The following is a 23,890-nucleotide window of genomic DNA, read 5'->3' on the forward strand; positions in this document are numbered from 1 at the left end:
TGGATATTTAAGCAATAAAGAATTACGTTTTTTACTTTTTATTTTGTTCTCGATTTCTGTCAAATTCTTCTTTCTTCAAAAGTTTTAGCATATCAAAAAAGTTTCGGATATCAGAATCTGATTTAGCACCAGTGACTGCACGTACAAATCCTTTATCGTCTATTAGAATTAAACTATTGGTAAAAGCAAATTTACCGATTTCGCCTGAGGCTGGATCAGCTGGGTGATCTTTAAACTTTTTACCGTAAAAATTAAAATTATAAAAAGGTAAAGTTTCTCCAGTGGTAAACCACCATAAAGATTTATCGTAATCAATCATTTCATCCTTTAATTCATCTGAAATCGAATCTAAAGGTTGGCCATCTTGATCTGTAAGTATTGAAATTACTTTGACATTATTATAATTGTCTCGGTTCTTCACTAATTTATGGAAGAATATTTCATTGAAAAGATAAGGACTAAGTCCGCATTCATCTATTTTTGGACAATTATTCTGAATTGTACTAAGCACAATGAAGTTACCAGCAATAGTTGAATTGTCAATTATTTGACCATCCATTCTAGTTAATTGAAATGCCGGAATTTGATATGCTGATGAATCTATTTTATTCCCGTTACCATCTAAAGTATATTCATATCCTAGATAAGGCAATTCAATAAAATGATTCTTTACATTTTTAGCTATGAAATAGATAATCGAACCAGGGCCCAATAGCACCAATAGGATTAGTAATAATCTTTTAGTTTTGGCCATGAAAACGTGTGTTCTTATTTAAGTCAGAATACAATACTAGTGTACGGTTTTCCAGCCGTTTCCGATATAAGAAGCTTCAACTAGAATAATGAATATCAAATATAATATAAATACAATATAAGGAATCAATATCATGTATTTAAGTGTTTTACTTTCGTCGCCTAAGTGCATGAAAACTAAAACGATATAAGCTGCTTTTACAATCGTAAGTATGATATAAGAAAATTTGATCACTGACCAAAGTCCTGCTGCAACTTCGTGCTTAGGGAACATTACACCAACCAATACTTCTACAGCAGTAATAATTGAAAGTATTGCAGTTACTTTCCAAATGGTTTTTCTTTTTTTAACACCTTCTTCTTCGCTGTGGTGGTAGTCTAAAGAATATTCAATTACGTCGTCTCTTAACATTTTATAAAATTTTTAGGAATATCTTAATTAAATAATTTATCTGAACTTATACTAAGTAATAGAATGTAAATACAAATACCCATACTAAATCTACAAAGTGCCAGTATAAACCAACTTTCTCAACCATTTCATAATGACCTCTTTTGTGGTAGACACCTCGAATTACATTTCTTAAAACAAGTGAATTAAAGACAACTCCAGTAAAAACGTGAAAACCGTGAAATCCAGTAATAAAGAAAAAGAAATCAGCGTAAAGCGTCGGTCCATAAGGATTATACGCTAAAGTTGCATTGTCTGCCCATGTATTAAAATCTCCATCAGGGCCAGCAATAAATGTTGCCCACTCCCAAACCTGAGAACCTAAGAACACAAATCCACCTACAACGGTCCATAAAAGCCATTTAATAACACCTTTTTTGTCCATTCTGTGACCAGCTTCAACGGCTAACACCATTGTTACCGAAGAGACAATTAAGATAAATGTCATCAATGCAACATAAAGTAATGGTAAAGATGCATGTGTGAAGGGAAAGTGAAAAAACACTTCTTCACCAGCAGGCCAAGCCGTCGTAGACTCTACGTTTGAAAACTTTGCATAACCTAATGCGGTTAAAAGTCCACCAAATGTAAGTCCATCTGATACAAGGAAAAACCACATCATCATTTTTCCGTAACTTACTTTAAATGGGGATTCTTTTCCTCCCCATGCTGTTGAATTGTCAATTTCTTGAGTAGCTGCTCCTGCCATAATCAAAATTTTCTTTGTGCAAGTTTAATGAATAAAAATTAAAAAAGCATATAAATAAAGCCACAATATGCCTAAAAAATGCCAATAAATTGATGCTAAACTTATACCTAAATAATTATTTGTTGTGTATTTGGCTTTTGCACCGTTGATAAATACTACTAGTAAGGCGATTACACCGCCAATCCAATGCAATAAATGCATGAAGGTAAATGCATAAATATATGAACTTGCCGTGTTGTCTTGCGTGTTTAAATCATTCATTTGTTTAGGAGATAATAATTTCCCATCTATTGAAAATGTTCTGTTTTCATATTTCAACGGTTTCCCGTGATAAAAAATCTGAAAGTCTTCGCCATATTTCCCCTTCATAATAAAATCTCCACGATCTTCAATTATACTTTCTGAAAAATATCGTAAACGACTATGTTGTTCAATCGCCAAAGGAACATTGTTTAAATATAATTGATTGTTCAAATAAGTTACTAATTCACCTTTATACTTTAAAGTAAATAATGTGCCGTAGTTCGGTAAATTATAAGTAGGCTTCTTTTTGCTGCTACCTTCAATAAATTGACGAGCAATTTCTTTCATTTCGGAAGTAACTTCACTGTCAATCTTTTCTCCTTTTAAATAAAAAGTACCATTGTCATAGGAAACTTCCTTTCCTTTATATAAGAAAGAATAGTAGTTTCCATATTGTCCTTTGATATTTATAATTTGTCCATTCCAGAAATTCCCGTTATCAATCAGTTGGCCCCATCCTTTTATTTGATAGACACCAAACCCTAATCCAAGAATAAAGGCTAAGCCTAAATATATTTTTAATACTTTTTGTTGATTCTTCTTGACAGCAACGACAGCAAGAATTAAGAAAACACTACTCAATACAATTAAAGTCGTACTTATTTTAAATGCTAAAGGCATTTTAATATTAACCCAAAAGCTACCGCCTTGGGATACTATATATCCGCTAGTTAAACCAGCAAAAATCATTGCTACTGCAAATAAAAAGATAACAACTAAGTTCTTTTTAATCTTTGCATTTACTTCTGGGGAGACCTCTGAATTATTCAAGATGATTAGAATTTATCGAAAACGTATAAGAATTGAATTACTGGCAAATAAATAAAAGAAGCAAACATTAAGCTTCTGGCAGACTTATCATCCAGATTTAAGTATAATTTGTATGCTTTCCAAAAGAACCATGCTCCTGCAACAGTCGCTACAACTAAAGTAATATCACCTGTTAAACCAATTAGCCAAGGCAATAAACTCACCGGGACCATGAATAAAGTATACAGTAAAATATGAAAAGCAGAACGTTTAGTTTTGCCTGATTTACTTGGTAATAAAGCAAACCCTCCTTTTGCATAATCGTCATTTAGTACCCAAGCAATTGCCCAAAAATGTGGAAATTGCCAAATGAATTGTACTAAGAAAATTATACCTACGGTAAGGTCAAATGTTCCAGTAATTGCAACAACACCTAACATAGGTGGAATTGCTCCTGGAAATGCACCAACGAAAACAGCCCATGGGGTAATACGTTTTAGAGGTGTATATAAAAATACATACATTACAAGGGCAAGAATTCCCAAAATACCAGAGAAGTAGTTCAGTTGAAATAATAATACGCTACCAACAATTGCACAAATTATCGATGCAATCAAAGCTTCATTCACAGACATTCTTCCTGCTGGAATTGGTCTATCGGATGTTCGATCCATTAATTTGTCTACATCTCGTTCAATAACTTGATTCAAGCCATTCGATGCGCCAGTAATTAGAAATCCGCCTAATATTAAATAAATGAAATTTAGATTTAGTCCACCTCCTACAAATAAATACCCTGCCACTGCTGATAACACAACTAAGAAAGCTAAACGCAATTTTAGTAAAAGCACGTAATCTTTAAGTTTTGAGGTAGATTTTGTTTTTTCTATCGTTGATTCTTCTGCTATCATTTATGACGCTTTGTAATTTATGCAAATGTAATAAAAAGGTAACATATAAATAGATTTATATGCTTAGATTGATTCTAATTATTGTTTATGGCTATGTATCAATAATCTGTAGCACTATTCCATAATCTAGATATAATACCAACTTGGAAATAATGCTGACTATATTGTTCATTACTAGTAGTTACAAATCGTAGTCGATAGGATAAATTCAAGTAAAGGTTTAAATGAGGAATAATTTTTTTCTCTAGTGAAATTGTTTCTGTAAATACATTTTGTTTATCGCCTTGGAGCATAAGTTGGTCATAATCTCCAGCTCTATTTGCATAAGAGTTAAAAATGTTTTGTCCATAATTAACAGCGGTACTATCTATCCCGTATGCAGCATAAGTCATTGTATTCGTCAATCTGAAATCCTTCCATTTATAAGAAAGTATGTTTAGTACTTCGTAAAAATTTGCCCCAATGGGGTGTGCGACAGATGCATTGTAATGTCCGTAACTTATTACCGGATATTTATGAGAATAAGTAAATGGTCGAACTACATTAAATTCAGTTTGGAAATATAAGTTCGAAACGAAAAAATCGTCAGATTTATATCCTATTTGATAACCATATTTATTTCCCCACCATCTTGATTTGGCGCGTATCTCTGCTAATAGAAATTCGTCTAGGATTAATTGCCCATAAATTTGTGAATGTTTATTGATTTTGAGACTCGAGCTTATTCCAAGTAGTACGTTGTCAGATGATCCTAATCCATATTCTACCGGCCGATAAAAAACAACTGGATTTAAATAATTAAGATCGAAACCTCTATTCACAAGCGTATCGTTTGATTGCCATATTACAGTTTCAAAAACGCTAATATTAAATGATTTTGTAATATTCCAGCTTAGATAATGTTGAGCAGAAAATTTAATTTGATCTTTACTACGTGTGAAAGGTTCATCGCTATTTTCGCCCCACATTGTATAAAGATTGACATATTTAATTCCTCCAAAGTCAGTTTCCAATTTTAGAAATGGATAGGCAACAGCATTATCTGATAATAGTAATGAGCGATAGCCATCACCGAAAACGTTTTTTCCATAACCACCACTGAAAGTGAATATGTGGTTCGGTTTATAAGCTAAAACAATTTGAGATTGGGCAAAAATATTATTGCCGTATGATCGGCTCGATCCTGGATCAATATTCTCGAACTTTTGAAGTGAGTCTCTGAAATACGGTGTTTGCGCCAAATATGGTAAGAGTTTAGCTGTAAAGAATATTTTTTTGGAGGTTAATGTATAATCAATTCCAATGCCTGTTTCATAAATAAAAGTTGATTGGTTGCGATTTTGATCAAGCCCAATCTGTAGATTCGCTAAAGGGCGTATAGAAGATGTGAATTTATTTGTATTTATCTGAATGCCACCGTCAATAATTTTTTTTACTGTATCTATAAAAGTAATGGCCGGCAATACGTTACTATGAATTGATTTGTCTGATTTAATATAGTAATACTGATTGTCGATTCTGTCTTGAGTGTTTAAACTCTTGACATTCAATTGAGCATAATTATTAAAATGTATGCCAATTAAAATATAAGTGATTACTCTTGTCCACCTAATCACCCTTTAGTTTTTTTAGCAATCATATAAATTACAAGCGCGAAAATTAATGCAAGACTCAAACTAATGACAAAACTGATATTTGGATTGTCAAAACGAAAGAAGAATGCTTGAACGATCATAATGGTATTGAACAAGTATATGATTAATACAGTTCTTTTTGCGCCCAACTGCTTATCCATTAATTTATGATGTAAATGGTTTCTATCGGCACTTAATGGAGAGCGTCCTTGAGCTGCCCTGATGATAAACACTCTTAATGTATCTAAAAGGGGATAGGATAATATGCTCATGGCAAAAACAGGTGTGGATAAATTTTGGAAGTCAACTGGCAGAAAATCAAGTGGTGTTTGTATTAATTGAATCGCTAAAACACTTACAACTGCTCCGATTATTAGTGAACCGGAGTCTCCCATAAATATTCGAGCTGGATTAAAATTGAAGACCAAAAAGCCTAATAATGCACCAGCTAAGGCAAAAGAGACTAAGGCCCAATGAATATCTCCTGAATTGGTGAACCAAACTCCGAAAGTAAAGGTTATTATTAATCCTATTCCCGGTGCTAATCCATCAACACCATCTATTAAGTTAATTGAGTTTACAATTACAATATAAATGAAGATAGATAAAAGTATGCTAGCGTAGTCTGGAAGAATAAAATCAAGTCCCAATAAGCCTTGGAAACTTGTGATTTTAATTCCGCCCATGACAACTAAAATAAAGCCAACCATGATGTGGGCCATAAGTTTTTTGATAGGCGACATGCCAATGATATCATCCTTTACACCAACAAAGAAGAGAAGAACAAGACTTGCGGCCAGATACATAAACTGACTCAATGCTTCGATAGCTTTGTAATTCTCATCTGGGAACCAAAGAAAAATAGAAAATATAAAGGCGCTAAATATTATGATACCGCCAATAGTTGGAATACTGGTCGTATGTTTTTTTCGTTCTTCGCTAGGTTCATCAACAAGTTGCTTCAGTTTCGCAACTTTGATAAGTGATGGAGTTGCCAAAAGAACCACACTGAATGCAGTAATAAATGCTAATATGAGTTGTAAATTGTTCAAAAGTTCAAATTCTTATTTCTAATTTTCGTTCGAATACCTAAGTAACAATAATTACTTAAGTGCGGCATATCAGTCGCTTTCGTATCCTGACGGTAAATATATCCAATAATTGCCTGCAAATTATAATTTTTATTAAATCTATATCCAATTTCGAATTGATTGTAAAGAACATTTTTCCTTTTATAGGCGTCGTTGGTTAAAGTGGTTCTAGTTAAAAGTGTTTTATTATAATAAGTGTCATCTGAGCGATAAGCTTGCTCTGAGTAAATCAGTTTGTTTGTTATGAATACACGTTTTTTCTGGTAAGAAAAACTAATTATTAGTTCATCTATCCCATTCACATTAGGATGTGCTAAGGATAAATTATTGTTATTGTAATTATATCTTTTATCTGTAGATGTAAATGAATTCTTTTGAATGTGATTTATTTCAGCTCCAAAGTCTAGTTTTTCAACGAATAAGTCATAGAATTTGAATCCAAATTGAACACCCCCAAATTTAAAGTTGTCTAATATCAATTGTCCATAAATGTTCAGGTTTTGTAAATTGTAATTTGCATTTAAACCCAGATAAGCTTGGTATCCTTCGCCTGAAGTTCCTTTTATTAAAGTGTTTCCACCAATTATTGGATTAATAAACATCCAATCTGGTTGATGAGAACCTATGGAATCTGTTCGCTTCCATAAAAATGATTCAAATAATCCAACATTAAAATCTTTAGTTAGGGCAATGTCCAAGTAGTGATAAGTCCCAATCTTTCTTTCATAAGTTGCCTCGGGTGTAGTCGAGGATTTCAATCGGTATAAGTTTTGATGTATAGCGTACATGGCTATATATTGTATCCGATTTTGCCATAAACTTGTTTCTAATTTGGCGAATGGGTAATTGGTACTAAAATCTGATAATAATAATGATCGTTCACCATTTCCGATAAATTGATTGCCATTGCCCAATTGAATATTTAGCCATGGAGCAGCAATTATAGATAAAGCTCCTTCTGCAAAACCGAAATCATAACCGTCTACTTTAAAAGGTTTTGTTCTGGCGTAACCAGGAATTATTGCATTGTTTTGTGTGTATTTTGTAGCTCCGCCATTAACAATAAATTCACCGTGACTATTGACATAGTTTTGTTGATACACCGGTAAAACCGATTGGTTTTCATAAAAGGTTGTCGTAAATGCTACGCGATCAAAGAATTTTGCTTGTACACGAATGCCTCTTGTATTCCAATATAGAATTTTATTAGAATCTGCAGAAAAGTCGTTTCCTCCAACAAAATCTAGAATGGGATCAACTGCACACCAGTAATCGTTGCCTTTAAATAGTAGGAAGTTTTCTTTGAATAGCTTTTGAGTTATCCAATAATACCTTTTGTCATCAGTGTGATAAATAACTTCTGGTTTAGTTTTAGAATCAATGATTGGTTTAAAACTAAGATGTTCACGATCTATCTTTGTTCTAGTTGTATCATTCAAAGAGAGTCGAATTATTTCTGAATTGTAATACGACTCATTTGGGAAATATAGTTGTGCAAAAACATTGTTATATGCAAAGTTTAGAAAGAGTATGAATACAAAATATTTCCGCATATGACAAATACTTAAACTGATTGATAAGGTAATATAAATGTTGGTCTATGCAACAAAAATTTCATTATCTAGTGCTAATTTATAGGTTGATTTTATGCCGTCCTCTAATTCTATAGTGGATTGCCAACCAGCTTTTTTTAATACTTCAACATCCATTAATTTTCGAGGTGTTCCGTCAGGTTTTGAAGCATCCAATTTTAATTTACCTTCAAATCCAACAATATTCTTAACCATTAAAGCTAAGTCTTTTATGGAGAGGTCTTTACCTGTACCAACATTTACAAATTCTTTTTCGTTATAATTTTGCATCAAGTAAAAACAAGCATCTGCCAAATCATCGACATGTAAAAATTCTCTTAAAGGTGTTCCACTTCCCCAAATTTCAACTTCTTTCAAATTGTTAATTTTTGCTTCGTGAAAACGTCTAATTAATGCAGGTAAAACATGTGAGTTTTGAGGGTGATAATTGTCGTTCGGTCCATACAAGTTAGTAGGCATTGCAGATATGAAATTATCGCCATATTGATCTCGATAAGTTTCACAAAGTTTTATACCAGTGATTTTAGCAATAGCGTAAGGTTCGTTTGTATCTTCTAACGGACCAGTAAGTAAAGATTCTTCCTTTAGAGGCTGTGGTGCCAATTTAGGATAAATACAAGATGAACCTAAGAACAATAATTTTTTTACTTTGTGCTCATGGGCAGCATGGATAACATTGGAACTGATCATTAAATTGTCGTACAAAAATTCTGCACGATAAGTATTGTTCGCCAATATACCTCCAACTTTTGCAGCCGCTAAAAAAACATAATCAGGTTTTTCTTCAGTGAAAAACGCATTAACTTGGCTTTGATTTCTTAAGTCAACTTCCTTCGAAGAGCGGACGATGATATTTTGAAAACCTTCTTGTTTTAATTTTCTGACGATTGCTGAACCAACCATTCCGTTGTGCCCAGCAATATAAATTTTAGCTTCTTTTTCCACGCTCAATATTGTATTATTCGAATTGATTTAATGTCTTGTGTCCACCTTTCGCTAGGTATTTATCGCGTTGGAATAATTCAAGATCGCTTTCAACCATTTCTTTTACCAAAGCATCAAATGTGTATTTTGGTTTCCAGTTTAATTCTGTATTTGCCTTAGTTGGATCTCCTAATAATAATTCAACTTCAGTTGGTCTGAAATACTTTTCATCTACTTCTACCAAGATATCCCCAGTTTCTTTATGAATCCCTTTCTCATTAATTCCCTCACCTTCCCATTTAACAGGAATACCAACATGGTCAAATGCTTTTTCAACAAATGATTTTACTGAATGTGTTTCACCAGTTGCCAACACGTAATCATCAGGTGTATCTTGTTGCAACATTTGCCACATACCATAAACATAATCTTTGGCATGTCCCCAATCTCTCTGCGCATCTAAATTACCTAAGAACATTTTTTTCTGCAATCCTAGTTTTATTTTAGCAACTGCACGTGTAATCTTTCTTGTTACAAAAGTTTCACCACGCAAAGGACTCTCATGATTGAATAGTATTCCATTACAACCATAAATCCCGTATGCTTCCCTATAATTTTTTACAATCCAAAAAGCGTATAATTTTGCAACAGCATAAGGACTACGTGGGTAAAATGGCGTCGTTTCACTTTGCGGTGTTTCAATAACTTTGCCATATAACTCAGAAGTGGATGCTTGGTAGAATTTTACCTTGTGTTCCATTTTTAAAATACGAATCGCTTCTAAAAGCCTTAAAGTACCCATGCCATCAGCATTGGCTGTATATTCAGGGGTGTCGAACGAAACTTTAACATGCGACATGGCAGCTAAATTGTAAATTTCATCTGGTACAATTTCCTGTACCAAGCGAATTAAATTAGTTGCATCTGTTAGGTCTCCAAAATGTAAAAATAAACGAACATCTTCTTCGTGTTTATCTTTATATAAATGGTCTATTCTATCCGTATTAAAAAGAGATGATCTTCTTTTAATGCCGTGAACAATATATCCTTTTTCAAGTAAAAGTTCTGCTAAATATGCACCATCTTGTCCCGTTATACCAGTTATAAGCGCTACTTTTCTTTCCATATTATTCGAATTGATAATCCTTGTTTTTTGCTATAAAAAAGGGATTGTATAAATTTTCTTTATTGTAATTTAAAGGCGCAAAATTAATAAAATCAATTACTTCACCGCCTAAACTAGTGTAAATTGCTTGACCTGCTGCAATATCCCATTCCATCGTTGGGGCCATTCGAGGATAGAAATCCGCATTGTTCAAGCTTAAATCTACGAATTTTAAGGCACTACCTTTCTGAATAGTGTCTAATGTACCCCATTTATTTTCAATCTTTTCCAAGAGCGCCTGCCCTTTAATTGTTAATCCTGATCTTGAGAAAATAGCCGTCTTATTTTTATTGATGCTTATTGGTTTTAGTTGATTGTCTTCCGAAATGGGATGTGCATCATGATAGTCAAAATAATAAGCACCAATCGAATCTCCACCGATTAATATTTTTCCTTCAGTAGGCTGCGCGATTAAGCCTAAAACTGGTTTGCCAGCTTCAATTAAAGCAATACAAATGCAAAATTCACCATTCTTTCTAATGAATTCCTTTGTTCCATCAATTGGATCAACAAGCCAAATTAAATTTTCGTTTTTTCGAATGGTATAATCTGGAATTTCAGCTTCTTCCGAGATGGCTAGTATATTCGTTTTTTTGAGGTGTTTTAAAATGATTTCACTTGATTGCTGATCGGCTAAAGTTACTGGAGTTCGATCAGGTTTCTCATAAATATTAAAATCTGTTTTGTATATATTCAGTATTTCAATTGATGCTTCGTAAACTGCTTCTAATAAAATTGGGATATACTTTTTTACCATCTAATTGAATTTTTTATACAAGTTATCAAATAATCCACTAGCACCAAATCTAAAGTGACGATTGTTTAGCCAGGCTTCTCCTAAAACTTCTTGAACTATTTCGTAATAATATAAGGCGTCCTTAATTGTTCTAATTCCGCCTGAAGGTTTAATTCCGATGCGAATTCCTGTTTTTATAAAGTGCAAATTGATTACTTGACACATTGCATATACAGCCTCGTAATTCGCGCCATTTTGAGTTTTACCAGTAGACGTTTTTATAAAATCTGCTCCACCTGATATTGCTAATTCAGCTGCGATTTTTACTTCGTCTAGATTTAAATCTCCGGTCTCTAATATGACCTTCAACTTTATATTTCCTAATGCGTTTTTTACACTGTTTATCTCACTGATTATTTTAGCGTATTTTTTTGATTTTAAATCGCCCAAATTCATAACAATATCCAATTCATCTATGCTTGATGATTTTATTTGAGCTGCTTCAAGTAATTGTAATTTAATATCTTGATGGCCGTGAGGGAAGTTACAACCAACTACGACTAGTTTAATGTTTGGATTAAGTATTGGTCGAATGAAATCAATGTCATAATGGTAAACACAAATGGCTGCTGGGAGGTTTCCCTTTATTCCATTATTGGCTTTGTCAATTAATCTTAAGATGTCCTCTCTATTGTCGAAAAGGTTAAGCGATGTTAAATCAATAAGTTCAACGAGTTGAAGCCCATCTTGCTTATTTATTTCCGTTTTTAATATGTTTTCGAGACTTTTCATCAAAAAAAATCCGGAAACCTTGAAGGATTTCCGGATATAATAATTTTATAGTTTATTAATTATCCTAATCTAAAATTAATTGGCAGTACGAAACGTACACGTACTTTTTTACCTTGTTGTTCACCAGGTTTCCATTTAGGCATTCTCTTAACAATTCTTTGAGCTTCTTTGTCAATAGCATCAGATACACCACGTACAGTTTTTACTTGCTCTATCGAACCATCAGAGTTAACAACGAATTGCACGTAAACAACACCTTGCTCACCCATTTCAACTGACATTGGAGGATAAACAATATTCTTTTGAATCCATTCTGCCATTGCTGCTTCACCACCCGGGAATTCAGGTTCAACTTCTGGAACATCAATAATTTCCTCTTTTTTAGGAGCTTCAGGCTTATTTTCTGGAATTACATCTGGTAATTCACCTAGTCCAGATAAATCAATATCAGGAACAATGATTTCGTCTTCTTTTTGCTCAATCTCATCAAGAATCATTGGTGGTGGAGGTGTTTCAACTTCCTCTTCAGGTATGTCTTCTACCACAGGTAATTCTTCGTTTAACTCAGCAGATAATGTTTTCTTCTGCTTTACAGCAACATATTCGTCTGCTGTAAATTGTTGGAATTGAAATGCCATCCCAACAACAGAAGCTATTATAACCAAACCTAAAAAAAAGAACGCTTTACTTTTGTTCTCTAAATTGGCTTCTTTTGATTTTTTAAGTTCCATAATTCTTGTCTTATTAAGGTGCTAATTTACGAATTTCTAAAATAAGTCAACCTTAAATTATTATTAAATTTTTACCAGTCTATTATATATTATACTACCAAAAACTGTTCCAAAACTGTTTATTATAATGTCTTTAATGTCATAAAACCTAAAAGGTATCAAATATTCTTGCATCAATTCTAAACTAATTCCAATAACAATTCCAGCAATTATTATTACTATATACAACCTTGTTTTTGAAAGGTTCATTTTAATTTCACCTCCATTAAATCCTAATAACATTAAAAAACTAAGAATGCTATAAAACCCTAAATGAAAAATGTTGTCAATTTTAACCCATTCAAATTCGACATCTGGTAATTTATTGCCAGGGAATAAACTTAAAACAATAATGATTCCCAACCAATATTTCCAAAGGTGCTTTTTTGCAAATAATTGATTAACCAACTAAAGCTTCGTAATCTGCTGCAGACATCAAATCTTCCAATTCACTTGCGTCTGAGATATTAATCTTAATCATCCAACCTTCACCGTATGGGTCATCATTTACTAATTCAGGATTTCCTTCTAAAGCTTCATTAAATTCAGTGATTTCACCAGTTACAGGCATAAATAAATCTGAAACTGTTTTAACTGCCTCGATAGATCCGAATACTTCTTCTTTGTCAATAGTCTCACCTTGTGATTCTATCTCAATATAAACAATATCACCCAATTCGCTTTGAGCAAAATCAGTTACACCGATCGTTGCAGTATTGCCATCAATTTTTACCCATTCATGGTCTTTCGTATATTTTAAATCTGCTGGTACTTTCATGACTTTTTTTTCGTATTAATTTTCAGACACAAAAATAGAATAATATTATTATCTTTTGTAAAGTCTGTTTATAAGTTTAAAGTTATTTTAATAAGTCATTTTTTTTGAGAAGCTATTGACTTTTAAATGAAAAAAAAGAGCAATTTTGTATTATGATTACACAGGACCAATTAAAAGATTTTGAACGAAGAGTAGATGAACTCTATGTCTATCTTAAAATTGAGGAAAAGAAATTAGATGTACAGGAGGATGAATTAAAATCTCAAGATCCAGATTTTTGGAATGATGCCAAAGAAGCTGAAAAGATTTTAAAAAGAATTCGGAATAAAAAATTCTGGATTGATGCACAAGCCGCCTTGAAAACTGGACTTGAAGATTTAAAAGTTTTGATTGAGTTTCATGAAATGGATGAGATAGGTGAAGACGAAGTAATAGAGCATTACAATAAAATATTTAAAGATCTTGAAGCTTTAGAATTAAAGAATATGCTCTCGGCTGAGGAGGATAGTTTAAAAGCTGTTTTACAAATTACAGCAGGTGCAGGTGGAACAGAAAGTTGCGATTGGACTTCTATGTTGATGCGAATGTATATTATGTGGGGAGAGCGAAATGGAATGAAAGTGACAGAAATTAATTATCAAGCAGGTGATGTTGCAGGTGTTAAAACTGTTACACTAGAGTTTGATGGTGATTTTGCCTTCGGTTATTTAAAAGGAGAGAATGGCGTGCATCGACTGGTGAGGATATCTCCTTTTGATTCCAATGCAAAAAGGCATACTTCATTTGCTTCTGTTTATGTATATCCATTAGTAGATGAGACGATAGAAATTCATGTTAATCCGGCTGATATTTCTTTTGAAACTTTCCGCTCAGGTGGTGCTGGTGGACAAAATGTAAATAAAGTTGAAACAGCTGTTCGTTTAAGACATGCGCCAACAGGAATCATAATTGAGAATTCTGAATCTCGCTCTCAATTGAATAATAAGGAAAAGGCAATGCAGTTGTTGAAGTCTCAATTATACGAGCTTGAAATGCGTAAACGTATGGAGAAACAAAATGCAATTGAAGCTGGGAAAATGAAAATAGAATGGGGTTCTCAAATTCGAAATTATGTAATGCAACCTTATAAATTGGTTAAGGATGTTCGAACAGGTTATGAAACTTCAAATGTTGATGGTGTAATGAATGGAGAAATTGATGAGTTTTTGAAAGCTTTTTTAATGGCTTCAACTTAATCTGGTTAAATTATCATTCATTTAAAACGTTTGAGGAGGTGGCTTTTTTTTTGGTCTAGTATTTGTTTTATTCAATGTGTTATTAAAACATAGAATATGAAACATTTTATACTTTTTTTTATTGGTATTTCAATCTTATCTGGTTGTTTAAAAAATAACGAGTTAACTTATCACGAAAAACGGCTTGTGGGTAAATGGTTTTACTCAGAGGTAGAATATAGAGAGCGATGGGGTAGTCTTAAAAAACATAGTCTTTCAAATGATTATATTGGATCTTTCTTTATGTTGAAGGATGATTTTACAGTGACTTATTACGATAAATTAAAAGAATCTAGTTATTCCGGACAATGGGAATTGGTAGAGAGTTATAATGAGGATGATTCAGAAAATGTTTTAATTCTTTCGTTGGCAAACGATCTTACACATGAAGTTAAACAGTTGATTTTTGAGAATACAAACGTGGTTAGACGTAAAATTGCAGCGCATTACAGAACAAATGAAGAGATATTCTATTTCAAGTTGGTTCAATAATCAATCGTTATTTGATGAATTTTTTTAGTAGTCGAACCAAGGTTAATACTAAATACTTAACTTTGCACCTCAATTAATAAAACATGTTGATAGAAGTTTTAAAATCAAAAATACACCGCGTTAAAGTAACTGAAGCTGATCTGAACTATATCGGTAGTATAACTATTGATCCAGATTTACTCGATGCCGCAAATATGATTGAGGGTGAAAAGGTGCAGATCGTGAATATTAATAATGGTGAACGTATAGAAACTTATATCATTAAAGGTGAAAGAGGTAAAGGTGGGATTTGTTTGAATGGACCCGCAGCAAGAAGGGTAGCAGTAAATGATATCATTATTATAATCTCTTATGCTCATCTCGATTTTGAAGAGGCGAAGACTTTCGAACCTTCTTTAGTTTTTCCTAATACAGAAACGAATAAATTGAATTAAATTTCTTTAAGCAATTTAATTACTAATTTCACGTATCTATCTTTTTCGATGTTATGAAAGACAAACTCATTTCTGCTATTAAATTAATAGTTCCTCTAGGTTTTGGCGTATTTCTTATTTGGCTTTTTTATGATGCCTTATGTGAAGATCAGAAAAAAGACCTTTTTATTGCGTTTAAAAAAGCAAATTATTTCTGGGTAGTTTTAGCCATGTGTTTTGGTTTGCTTTCTCACATGTCACGTGCATGGAGATGGCGGTATTTATTGGAATCGATGGGACATAAAGTGAAATACTGGAATGCTTATCATGCGGTCATGATTGGTTATATCATAAACTATATTCTACCAAGAGCAGGCGAAGCGTCAAGAGCAGGTGTTCTCGCACAAACAGAAAAAGTTCCTTTTAAGAAAGGTTTTGGATCTATTATTGCTGAAAGGGCTGTTGATGTCGGTATGTTAGGGATTATTTGTGGAATTGCATTATTGATGCAGTTTGATATGATTCCAGCCTTCCAAACTAAAATTGAAAGTTTTACTTCAGGTGAATTTGGTTGTGGAAACTCTTCCGCATTCTCCATTTTAGGTAATGTTGTTAAGTATGGGATCATCATAGGATTCATTGGAATTGTTGTGATTTCTGTTGCTAGTCAGAATTTTAGAGCAAAAGTTGTTGACTTTGTAAAAGGTGTTTGGGAAGGTGCTATTTCTATTTTTAAAACGGATAAAAAATTACTATTTATTCTACATACAATTATTATTTGGGTAATGTATGTAGCCATGTTTGCTGTTGTCTTTTTCTCACTCGATTCTACAGCGAATTTAGGTGTTAATGCCTGGTTAGCTGGATTCATAGCTGGAACAATTGGTTTAATAATTGTTCAAGGCGGAATTGGTGTTTATCCTGCTTTTGTTGGTTTAATTATCACAACATACCTGAATCCAGATGCTTCTGGAATTTTACCTGATGCACTTGCGCTAGGTTGGATAATATGGGCGTCACAAACTGGTATGATGATTATCTTAGGATTGATATCTTTGATGGTGAATAGCAAAAATGTTAAATTGGCAAAAAATGAGTCAGCTTCAAACACTTCGGAATAAAATACTTAATCTAGATCAGCTTTTAACAAGTTTAAAAGAGGTGAAGGAGGCTAATAAAAAAGTCGTTTTTACAAATGGCTGTTTTGATATCTTGCATAAAGGTCATGTTGAATATTTAGCAGCAAGTGCTGATCAAGGTGATGTTCTGGTATTGGCAATAAATAGTGATCGTTCTGTTCGTCAATTGGGTAAGGGAGAAAATAGACCGATTAATGCGTTTGATGCAAGAGCAACTTTAATCGCCGCACTTGGTTTTGTTGATTATGTGATAGAGTTTGATGCAGATACTCCTATCGATTTAATTCGAGCAATAAAACCTGATGTACTTGTTAAAGGTGGTGATTATGATCCTGATCAAGCGGATTCAAATGCTAAAAATTATATCGTTGGTAGAGATGTCGTTTTGGTAAATAGTGGTGAAGTAAGAACGATTAATTTGGTGGATGGTTTTTCTACAACGAACCTTATAAATAAGATGAAACAATGACGATAAAAGAATCTCAAAAATTAGTTGACGATTGGATTAAAGAATTTGGTGTGCGTTACTTTAACGAATTGACCAATATGGCTCAATTGACTGAGGAAGTTGGAGAAGTAGCACGAATTATTGCAAGACGTTATGGTGAGCAATCTGAAAAAGAATCTGATAAGGCGAAAGATTTAGGTGACGAAATGGCTGATGTCCTTTGGGTTTTGATTTGTCTAGCCAATCAAACAGGAATAGATCTTGAAGAAGCCCTCCTCAAAAATTTAGACAAAAAAACAAAGCGTGACAATAAAAGACATTTAGAAAATAAGAAACTCAATCCGTAGCTTAATCGGCTTATACTTCACAATGCTCACAATAATCTGCATTGGTATTGTGAACGAATTCGAATTCATCTGAATATAATTCTTCAATTAAATAATGTAACTCTTCTTCAAAACTGTCCAATAATTCATTGGTAATCAAAGGAATTTTATCTTTTGTGAATTGAGGATATTGAACCCAATCTGCGATATTAATCATTGAAACTATCCCAACTGAAAAAGCGTTAATTTCAGGATAAGTCTGCCTGAACATCAAAGCATACATCAATAATTGACGTCCGTAACCCTTTTTAGGATTTTGCAGAAATTTTTCCATTTCGCCTGCGTTTAAGATCTTGTTGTCGATTCCGATTTTGCTTTTGTCACATTTGCCCGACTTATAATCAATAATCCTATAAATGGATCCTATTTGATCTATTCTGTCTGCATTACCAGAAAGTACAATGGTTTTCTTTTCTCCATTAATATTCCATTCATAAGTCGCTGAAATATTTCGTTCTAAATCCTTAATAAAAATGGGGGACTTACTCGCTTTTATCTCTTTTATTTGTTGCTCAATAAATTCATTAATGAACTTTATAGATACATCGAATGACAACTTGTTTTGTCCGAATTTTAAATCTCCTTCAGTGAAGTTTTCTAAATAAGCAGCTTTTAAATAAGCTGGAATGTTCTTTTTTTCATTGGCTAAAACTGCAGCATCTAACTGAATTTTCTTGTCGAAAAAGTTGTCTCGCATTATCTTTTCAATAACCTCGTGAATTTTTGTTCCAAATGTAGAGGATTCAATATTTTCTTCTACAACCTTATTCTCTCTCATGTCAAGAATGTATCGATAATAAAAATCTAATGGGCAAGTGATCAATTTGTTCAAGGCTGACGGCGATAAACCAAACTTAAGTTTCTCGTCTAGCTTCGCCCGTACAATTGCATTACTTGAATAAGAAGTCGTGTTTAAATCTGCGGCTTTATCATTTGTAGAGTAGGTGTATTGTGCTAAGGTGTGACCATATTTTTTATCTAATTCGTTTTCTAATTGAATAATGAATCGACTCTTTTCATTAGATCCCATTCCGTCAGATGATGAATTATAGGTCATGTAAATAGTCTTTGATCTTTGAATTAAACGGTAGAAATGATGCGCAAAAATGGCTTGTCTATCGTCTTCAATCGGCAAATCATGGAATAGTTTTAAATCTCTTGGAATCATCGAATTAATGACGTTGGTCTGAGGGAGATTCCCCTCATTCATTCCTAGAATTATGAGGTTGTCAAAGTCTAACGCCCTTGTTTCTAGGATTCCCATTATTTGAAGCCCATCAATCGGATTGCCTAAAAAAGAAAGGCTTTCTTCTTGCCAAAACTGGTAGAATAACTTTTTGAACGATTTTAAATTCAATGCACGTGGATAAACCGCTGCAATTTGTTCGAACTTTTTATAACCTTTGCTAAAATGATATATAATCTCTAAATCAACATCCGAATTCTTGACTTCTGTTAAAGCTTCATATAGTGCTTGAACGAGAGCGTTGAACGCATCAAAACCATCTTTCAAAGGATTTGACCACAAGCTTAATAATGTTTTAAATGAAGCTAAGTTTGGGAAGTACTCAATAAATTCTTCCCAATCAACAAATATTCTATTCCTAGACATTAATCCATCTTCAAATTTTTCAATTCCTTGTTCATCGGCGATTAATAAACGAATGTAATTATGGTCTAAAAATTTAAGTATGGTCTTATGATAAAGTCGACTAGAATTAAATTTTTGAAAATTGAATTGTAAGTCGAAAATCGTATCAACTAAACTTTTTAGATGTGAGAATTTAATTGGATAACCCATTGTAATATTCGCTTTGCCAATTCCTGCTGGTAGCGATTTTGACAAAGGAATTAATAAGGATTCATCTGCTAGAATAATTGCCGTAGAGCTTAAATCATTGTTCTTTTCGTAGATCTCTTGAACACAATTACCTGCGATTAAGGTTTGAGCCGTTTGTTGAGCAGTCTCTATAACGGTAATATCCTTTTTTATAGTGTTAAAAACATCTTTGATTGGTGAGTTTTTATGTAAATGCTGGTACTTTCTGAAAAAGTGACCGGCTTCATGTTCTTCGTTATTTATATAGGCAGCGTCAACATCAAAATAGATACTGGCTTTTTTATCAGTAATTAAATGGGTGATTATTTTTTCTTCGCTGCGCGAAAGGGCGTTGAATCCAATAAAGTAATAATGTGATTTAACCCAAGTTGCTTGATTTAATGATTCGCTGAATTTTTTATAGGCCAACCCCTGGTAGATTATTGATCGATCGATAAGTAAAGCATTTAACTGTTTATAATAATCAATCAACTTATCCCATAAAGTCAAATACCTAGTTTGGCCTTCAGTTAAATCTGTTGCCAAGAAACTCCAGTTTTCAATTTCTTTTATACTTCTTAGGTCTTTGAATATTTTTTCAGGTGGAATTAAATATCTGTCTATTTCGTCAAAATCTGATAAAAGGATTTTACCCCATTTTATAAAGTCGTCAAAACTTTCTTTTTGATCTCCTTCAATTTTTTCATGTACTTCGTATAAAAGGAATAATAATTCTGTTTGATTAATTATTTTCAAATCTGTGTGAAAACCAATCCATTCATTGATTGTTAAAATTTCTGGAGATTGAATGGGTTTCTGAAAGGCGCCTGCAAAATATTTTTGTAAATAAACAGCTGCTCTTTTATTCGGAATGATAAGTGAACACTGAGCAAGTTGGCCGCCGTTCTCTGTTATTATTTTATCTACAATTCCGCGTAAAAAATTTGTCATGAATTATTCAATTATTTCTTTGTCTAAATCTAGTTATTTATTTTTCACGGTTAATTTATTTTCATGTTTTTCTGATCGAATTGAATATTTTGATTAGTTTTGTGTCGAACATTGATTAATTATTCGTCTATGACAAATTTAAAAATAGGAGATAAGGCACCAAACTTTGCTGCTTTGGATGAAAATGGTAAAGAGATCTCTTTGAAAGATTATAATGGCAAGAAGCTGGTGATTTATTTTTACCCAAAAGATATGACTCCAGGGTGTACAACACAGTCTTGTAATTTAAGAGATAATTATGCTTTATTACAAGAAAACGGTTTTGAAATTCTTGGCGTAAGTGCTGATGATGAAAAAAGACATCTCAAATTTATTGATAAGTACGATCTGCCTTTTAGTTTGATTGCAGATGTAGACAAAAAGATGATCAATGATTTTGGTGTTTGGGGCGAGAAAAAATTTATGGGAAAAGTTTATGATGGCATTCATCGTACGACTTTTGTGATTGATGAGGAAGGCACAATCATTAATGTTATTGAGAAAGTTAAGACGAAGGCGCATGCCGAACAAATCTTAGAAGAATTAGAAAATTAAATTAAATTAAAATGTTTAGAACGTAAATAGTTTATGGTTTGAAGGTGTTCCTTTGAAGTAAAATTAGAAGTTATGGCAGAAGTAAATACAGAAAAGTTAAAAGCATTACAACTAACTTTAGATAAGTTGGAGAAAACCTATGGTAAGGGTGCGGTAATGAAATTAGGAGATAGTGCGATTGAAGATATTGATGTAATTCCATCAGGATCTTTAACGCTTGATTTAGCGCTAGGTGTTAAAGGATTTCCTAAAGGTAGAATAGTAGAAATATATGGACCTGAATCTTCAGGTAAAACAACATTGGCTTTGCATGCAATAGCAGAATGTCAAAAACAAGGCGGTATAGCCGCTTTTGTTGATGCAGAGCATGCCTTTGATAGATATTATGCAGAATGTTTAGGTATTGACACAGAGAATTTATTGGTGTCTCAACCTGATAACGGTGAACAAGCTCTAGAAATTGCCGATAATTTAATTCGTTCAGGTGCTGTTGATATTATTGTGATTGATTCAGTTGCGGCTTTAACGCCACGCGCGGAGATAGAAGGTGAGATGGGTGACTCGCAAATGGGATTACAAGCAAGATTGATGTCGAAAGCATTGCGTAAATTAACCAGTTCAATAAACAAAGCGAACACTTGTTGTATCTTCATTAACCAATTAAGAGAAAAAATTGGTGTAATGTTCGGAAACCCGGAAACTACTACTGGTGGTAATGCATTGAAATTCTATTCTTCTATTCGTGTTGATATTCGTCGTTCAAGCCAAATTAAAGATGGTGACGATGTTATTGGAAATAGAACGAAAGTGAAAATCGTAAAGAATAAAGTAGCTCCGCCATTTAAAAAAGCCGAGTTTGACATTATGTACGGTCAAGGGGTGTCTAAAGTTGGTGAGATATTAGACCTAGGTGTGAGTTTAGGTATTATCAATAAAAGTGGATCTTGGTTTAGTTATGGTGATACCAAATTAGGCCAAGGAAGGGATGCCGTTAAGATTTTAATTAAAGATAATCCAGAGTTAATGGAGGAATTAGAAGTTAAAATTATCAATCAGATTCAGAATCCTGTTGGAGTAAATGAAAAAGATACAGTAAAAGAGAAATAAAAGGTACTTCTACCAGACGGAAAAGGGGATTATTTGTTCATTCAAATGTCCCCTTTTCTTATTTATTTAAAGTTGTAGCATCAGCTCGATCGTGCTAAATCCCCACCTTTATTTAAGTTTTCTTATTAAAGCAAGGGTATATCGAAAATTGAATGCGACAATTGCTAATTGATTGCTACCGTTTAAAGGTTATTTCCTGTAAGTTCAAAAAGAAAGTTCTATTTTTACGCAAAAATAAATACATGAAAATATTTTGGGCATTCTCACTTCTAAGTCTATTTTTATTTAGTTGTAATAATTCTCCCGCTGAAATTACGGAAGAGTTAACAGATACGGAAAAGTCGGATACAATTCTTGTAGCTGATTCCTTAGGGCTGTTAAACCAAGTAATCGTAGATAATCCAGATAATGCATCTGCTTACTTTGCAAGAGCAAAATATCATATGCGGAATTTGAATCCCCAAAGTGCATTGATAGATGTCGAAAAAGTACTAAGTATTGATTCTTCGATTTTAGACGCAAGAATTTTATATGCAAATATTCAAGTTTCTGAACTGAATATAAAGGATGCACAATATCAATATAAATACGTCTTTGCTCAAGATAGTTTATCTACAAAATCTTTATTAGGTTTAGCACGAATTAATTCGCTTTTGGACAATTCAGCACAAGCAATATTTTACATTGATAAAGCTTTAAGTATTGATCAGTATTTGGCAGAAGCGTACTTTTTAAAGGGAATGGTTTATAGAGCAGATACTTATAAAACAAAAAGAAAAGAGAGTTGGGACAGGGCAATTTCTTCTTATCAAACAGCAATCGAACAGGACCCAGATTTCTATGCTGCATATATTGAGTTAGGAGTTATGTATGACGAACGAGATATGACTTTAGCTTTAGACTATTTTAATTCAGCTTTAGATATTGAACCAAGAAGTATAGAAGCTTTGTATAATAAAGGAATGTACTTTCAAAAACGAAATGACTTTGATAATGCCCTAAGAAATTATCGTAAAATATCGAGAATTGATTCCACATGGGCAGATCCTTATTATAACCAAGGATATATTTATTTAGTGAAGTTGCAAAACCTAGATAGTGCAATTAACTATTTAAGCCTAGCTATTAATTACGATGGTAATTATTATCAGGCACACAATAACTTGGGGCTAGCATATGAGCTTGCTGGGGAAATTGATTCCGCAAGGCTACATTATAAAGAAGCTTTAAATATTAAACCTGATTTTCAATTAGCTGAAGATAATTTGAAGTTACTTAAGAAATGACCTTAATAGAAAGACTTAAAAACCCTTTCGTCCAGCAATATATTCTTGAGATTGCTTTTCCGCTTGTTGGGTATTTCTTTTTTGATTGGTCTATTTTTATTATAGCAATCTATTATTTGTTGGATCAATTTGCAATTCAAATAATCTCTTCTATTCGATTGTATAAAATCCGTCAATTCACATCTCTTAATTCAAAATTAGGTTTGTTCTTCGGGTCGATAATTTTATTTTTAATCTTCTTTAGTCTCGAAATCTACGTGATTTATCACACCGTGATTGAAGCAACAATTGCGGATGAAACTACTTTAAATGCTGAGTTTGTAGATTTTGCTAAAAGTGAATTGTGGTTGATAGCTCCAATGCTGATCTTTGTCTATGCTTTTAAAGATCGGTTTACTTTCTATATGCCTAGGCGATATTTGAAATATAGTTTTAAGAAATCAGTCAATGTCGAGTTTTTAAAATTGATATCAATTTTCGTACTGACCATCTCGCTAATGTTCCTCTGGCAGAAATTACACGTGAATGAGGTTCTTGTATTACTAATTTTTGTGTTTAGTAAAATTGGATATGATTTCACAATTCATAAAAAAATGAATGAAAAGTCGTTAAACGATTAAAA

At 32.9% G+C, this 23,890-nt stretch carries 26 protein-coding genes; 10 read left to right on the forward strand and 16 right to left on the reverse strand.

Annotated elements, in window-relative coordinates; genetic code table 11:
• Positions 1–31: 31 nt before the first annotated feature.
• The 15 genes from T367_RS0100240 to gcvH all read right to left on the reverse strand — a co-directional run bounded on the left by T367_RS0100240 (position 32) and on the right by gcvH (position 13,359).
• Positions 32–754, reverse strand: a complete 723-nt coding sequence (locus T367_RS0100240) for a hypothetical protein (protein ID WP_027418040.1) — start codon at positions 752–754, stop codon at positions 32–34.
• A gap of 36 nt (positions 755–790) precedes the next feature.
• Entirely contained in the window at positions 791–1,165 is a 375-nt protein-coding gene (locus tag T367_RS0100245; protein ID WP_051568247.1) for a cytochrome C oxidase subunit IV family protein, read from the reverse strand.
• 46 nt (positions 1,166–1,211) lie between these two features.
• Positions 1,212–1,913, reverse strand: coding sequence for a cytochrome c oxidase subunit 3 (locus tag T367_RS0100250; RefSeq protein ID WP_027418042.1), 702 nt, complete (start codon positions 1,911–1,913; stop codon positions 1,212–1,214).
• 24 nt (positions 1,914–1,937) lie between these two features.
• Positions 1,938–2,987 (reverse strand): cytochrome c oxidase subunit 3, encoded by a 1,050-nt coding sequence (locus T367_RS23480; protein WP_027418043.1) that lies wholly within the window; start codon positions 2,985–2,987, stop codon positions 1,938–1,940.
• 5 nt (positions 2,988–2,992) lie between these two features.
• On the reverse strand, positions 2,993–3,877 hold the full coding sequence (gene cyoE / locus T367_RS0100260; protein WP_035841950.1) for a heme o synthase: 885 nt from the start codon (positions 3,875–3,877) through the stop codon (positions 2,993–2,995).
• Between the two features lie 98 nt (positions 3,878–3,975).
• Complete coding sequence (locus tag T367_RS20855) at positions 3,976–5,493, reverse strand: hypothetical protein (protein ID WP_051568248.1); 1,518 nt, start codon at positions 5,491–5,493, stop codon at positions 3,976–3,978.
• A complete protein-coding gene (locus T367_RS20860) occupies positions 5,490–6,563 on the reverse strand; it encodes a glycosyltransferase family 4 protein (protein ID WP_051568249.1) in 1,074 nt (357 codons plus the stop codon). Before T367_RS20860 ends, T367_RS20855 begins: the two co-directional genes overlap by 4 nt.
• On the reverse strand, positions 6,560–8,155 hold the full coding sequence (locus tag T367_RS0100275) for a hypothetical protein (RefSeq protein WP_027418045.1): 1,596 nt from the start codon (positions 8,153–8,155) through the stop codon (positions 6,560–6,562). Before T367_RS0100275 ends, T367_RS20860 begins: the two co-directional genes overlap by 4 nt.
• A 45-nt stretch (positions 8,156–8,200) precedes the next feature.
• Positions 8,201–9,139 carry a GDP-L-fucose synthase gene (gene fcl, locus T367_RS0100280; RefSeq protein ID WP_027418046.1) on the reverse strand — a complete coding sequence of 313 codons (939 nt, stop codon included), beginning with the start codon at positions 9,137–9,139 and terminating at the stop codon, positions 8,201–8,203.
• A gap of 13 nt (positions 9,140–9,152) precedes the next feature.
• A complete protein-coding gene (gmd, locus tag T367_RS0100285; RefSeq protein ID WP_035841953.1) occupies positions 9,153–10,244 on the reverse strand; it encodes a GDP-mannose 4,6-dehydratase in 1,092 nt (363 codons plus the stop codon).
• 1 nt (position 10,245) lies between these two features.
• A complete protein-coding gene (locus T367_RS0100290; protein WP_027418048.1) occupies positions 10,246–11,040 on the reverse strand; it encodes a 3'(2'),5'-bisphosphate nucleotidase CysQ family protein in 795 nt (264 codons plus the stop codon).
• Positions 11,041–11,811 (reverse strand): deoxyribose-phosphate aldolase, encoded by a 771-nt coding sequence (gene deoC / locus T367_RS20865; RefSeq protein WP_051568250.1) that lies wholly within the window; start codon positions 11,809–11,811, stop codon positions 11,041–11,043.
• A 59-nt stretch (positions 11,812–11,870) separates the two neighbouring features.
• Complete coding sequence (locus T367_RS0100300) at positions 11,871–12,542, reverse strand: energy transducer TonB (RefSeq protein WP_027418049.1); 672 nt, start codon at positions 12,540–12,542, stop codon at positions 11,871–11,873.
• A gap of 63 nt (positions 12,543–12,605) precedes the next feature.
• A complete protein-coding gene (locus tag T367_RS0100305; protein WP_027418050.1) occupies positions 12,606–12,989 on the reverse strand; it encodes a VanZ family protein in 384 nt (127 codons plus the stop codon).
• Positions 12,982–13,359, reverse strand: coding sequence for a glycine cleavage system protein GcvH (gene gcvH / locus T367_RS0100310; protein WP_027418051.1), 378 nt, complete (start codon positions 13,357–13,359; stop codon positions 12,982–12,984). Before gcvH ends, T367_RS0100305 begins: the two co-directional genes overlap by 8 nt.
• A gap of 152 nt (positions 13,360–13,511) precedes the next feature.
• Between gcvH and prfB the strand changes: the two genes are divergently transcribed.
• The 6 genes from prfB to T367_RS0100340 all read left to right on the forward strand — a co-directional run bounded on the left by prfB (position 13,512) and on the right by T367_RS0100340 (position 17,472).
• Positions 13,512–14,594, forward strand: coding sequence for a peptide chain release factor 2 (gene prfB / locus T367_RS0100315; protein ID WP_027418052.1), 1,083 nt, complete (start codon positions 13,512–13,514; stop codon positions 14,592–14,594).
• 96 nt (positions 14,595–14,690) lie between these two features.
• Positions 14,691–15,125 carry a hypothetical protein gene (locus T367_RS0100320; RefSeq protein ID WP_027418053.1) on the forward strand — a complete coding sequence of 145 codons (435 nt, stop codon included), beginning with the start codon at positions 14,691–14,693 and terminating at the stop codon, positions 15,123–15,125.
• 83 nt (positions 15,126–15,208) lie between these two features.
• Positions 15,209–15,559 (forward strand): aspartate 1-decarboxylase, encoded by a 351-nt coding sequence (panD, locus tag T367_RS0100325; protein ID WP_027418054.1) that lies wholly within the window; start codon positions 15,209–15,211, stop codon positions 15,557–15,559.
• A gap of 53 nt (positions 15,560–15,612) precedes the next feature.
• Positions 15,613–16,659 (forward strand): lysylphosphatidylglycerol synthase transmembrane domain-containing protein, encoded by a 1,047-nt coding sequence (locus T367_RS20870; RefSeq protein ID WP_051568251.1) that lies wholly within the window; start codon positions 15,613–15,615, stop codon positions 16,657–16,659.
• Positions 16,631–17,146 (forward strand): adenylyltransferase/cytidyltransferase family protein, encoded by a 516-nt coding sequence (locus T367_RS0100335; protein ID WP_027418055.1) that lies wholly within the window; start codon positions 16,631–16,633, stop codon positions 17,144–17,146. The genes T367_RS20870 and T367_RS0100335 overlap by 29 nt, the downstream gene beginning before the upstream one ends.
• The gene (locus T367_RS0100340) at positions 17,143–17,472 is read left to right on the forward strand and encodes a nucleotide pyrophosphohydrolase (RefSeq protein WP_027418056.1); all 330 of its coding nucleotides are present in this window, start codon (positions 17,143–17,145) and stop codon (positions 17,470–17,472) included. The genes T367_RS0100335 and T367_RS0100340 overlap by 4 nt, the downstream gene beginning before the upstream one ends.
• Positions 17,473–17,482: 10 nt before the next feature.
• On the opposite strand, the gene T367_RS0100345 is transcribed toward T367_RS0100340, so the two are convergent.
• On the reverse strand, positions 17,483–20,281 hold the full coding sequence (locus T367_RS0100345; protein ID WP_027418057.1) for a PD-(D/E)XK nuclease family protein: 2,799 nt from the start codon (positions 20,279–20,281) through the stop codon (positions 17,483–17,485).
• Between the two features lie 129 nt (positions 20,282–20,410).
• Between T367_RS0100345 and bcp the strand changes: the two genes are divergently transcribed.
• From bcp to T367_RS0100370, 4 genes are all read left to right on the forward strand, one after another.
• Entirely contained in the window at positions 20,411–20,875 is a 465-nt protein-coding gene (gene bcp, locus T367_RS0100355; RefSeq protein WP_027418058.1) for a thioredoxin-dependent thiol peroxidase, read from the forward strand.
• Positions 20,876–20,947: 72 nt separating this feature from the next.
• Positions 20,948–21,982 (forward strand): recombinase RecA, encoded by a 1,035-nt coding sequence (recA, locus tag T367_RS20875; protein ID WP_035841959.1) that lies wholly within the window; start codon positions 20,948–20,950, stop codon positions 21,980–21,982.
• 242 nt (positions 21,983–22,224) lie between these two features.
• Entirely contained in the window at positions 22,225–23,268 is a 1,044-nt protein-coding gene (locus tag T367_RS0100365) for a tetratricopeptide repeat protein (RefSeq protein WP_027418059.1), read from the forward strand.
• Positions 23,265–23,888 carry a DUF6498-containing protein gene (locus T367_RS0100370; protein ID WP_027418060.1) on the forward strand — a complete coding sequence of 208 codons (624 nt, stop codon included), beginning with the start codon at positions 23,265–23,267 and terminating at the stop codon, positions 23,886–23,888. Before T367_RS0100365 ends, T367_RS0100370 begins: the two co-directional genes overlap by 4 nt.
• The last annotated feature ends 2 nt before the right edge of the window (positions 23,889–23,890 follow it).

It is taken from the genome of Crocinitomix catalasitica ATCC 23190 (genome assembly GCF_000621625.1).
Classification (GTDB): Bacteria; Bacteroidota; Bacteroidia; order Flavobacteriales_D; family Crocinitomicaceae; genus Crocinitomix; species Crocinitomix catalasitica.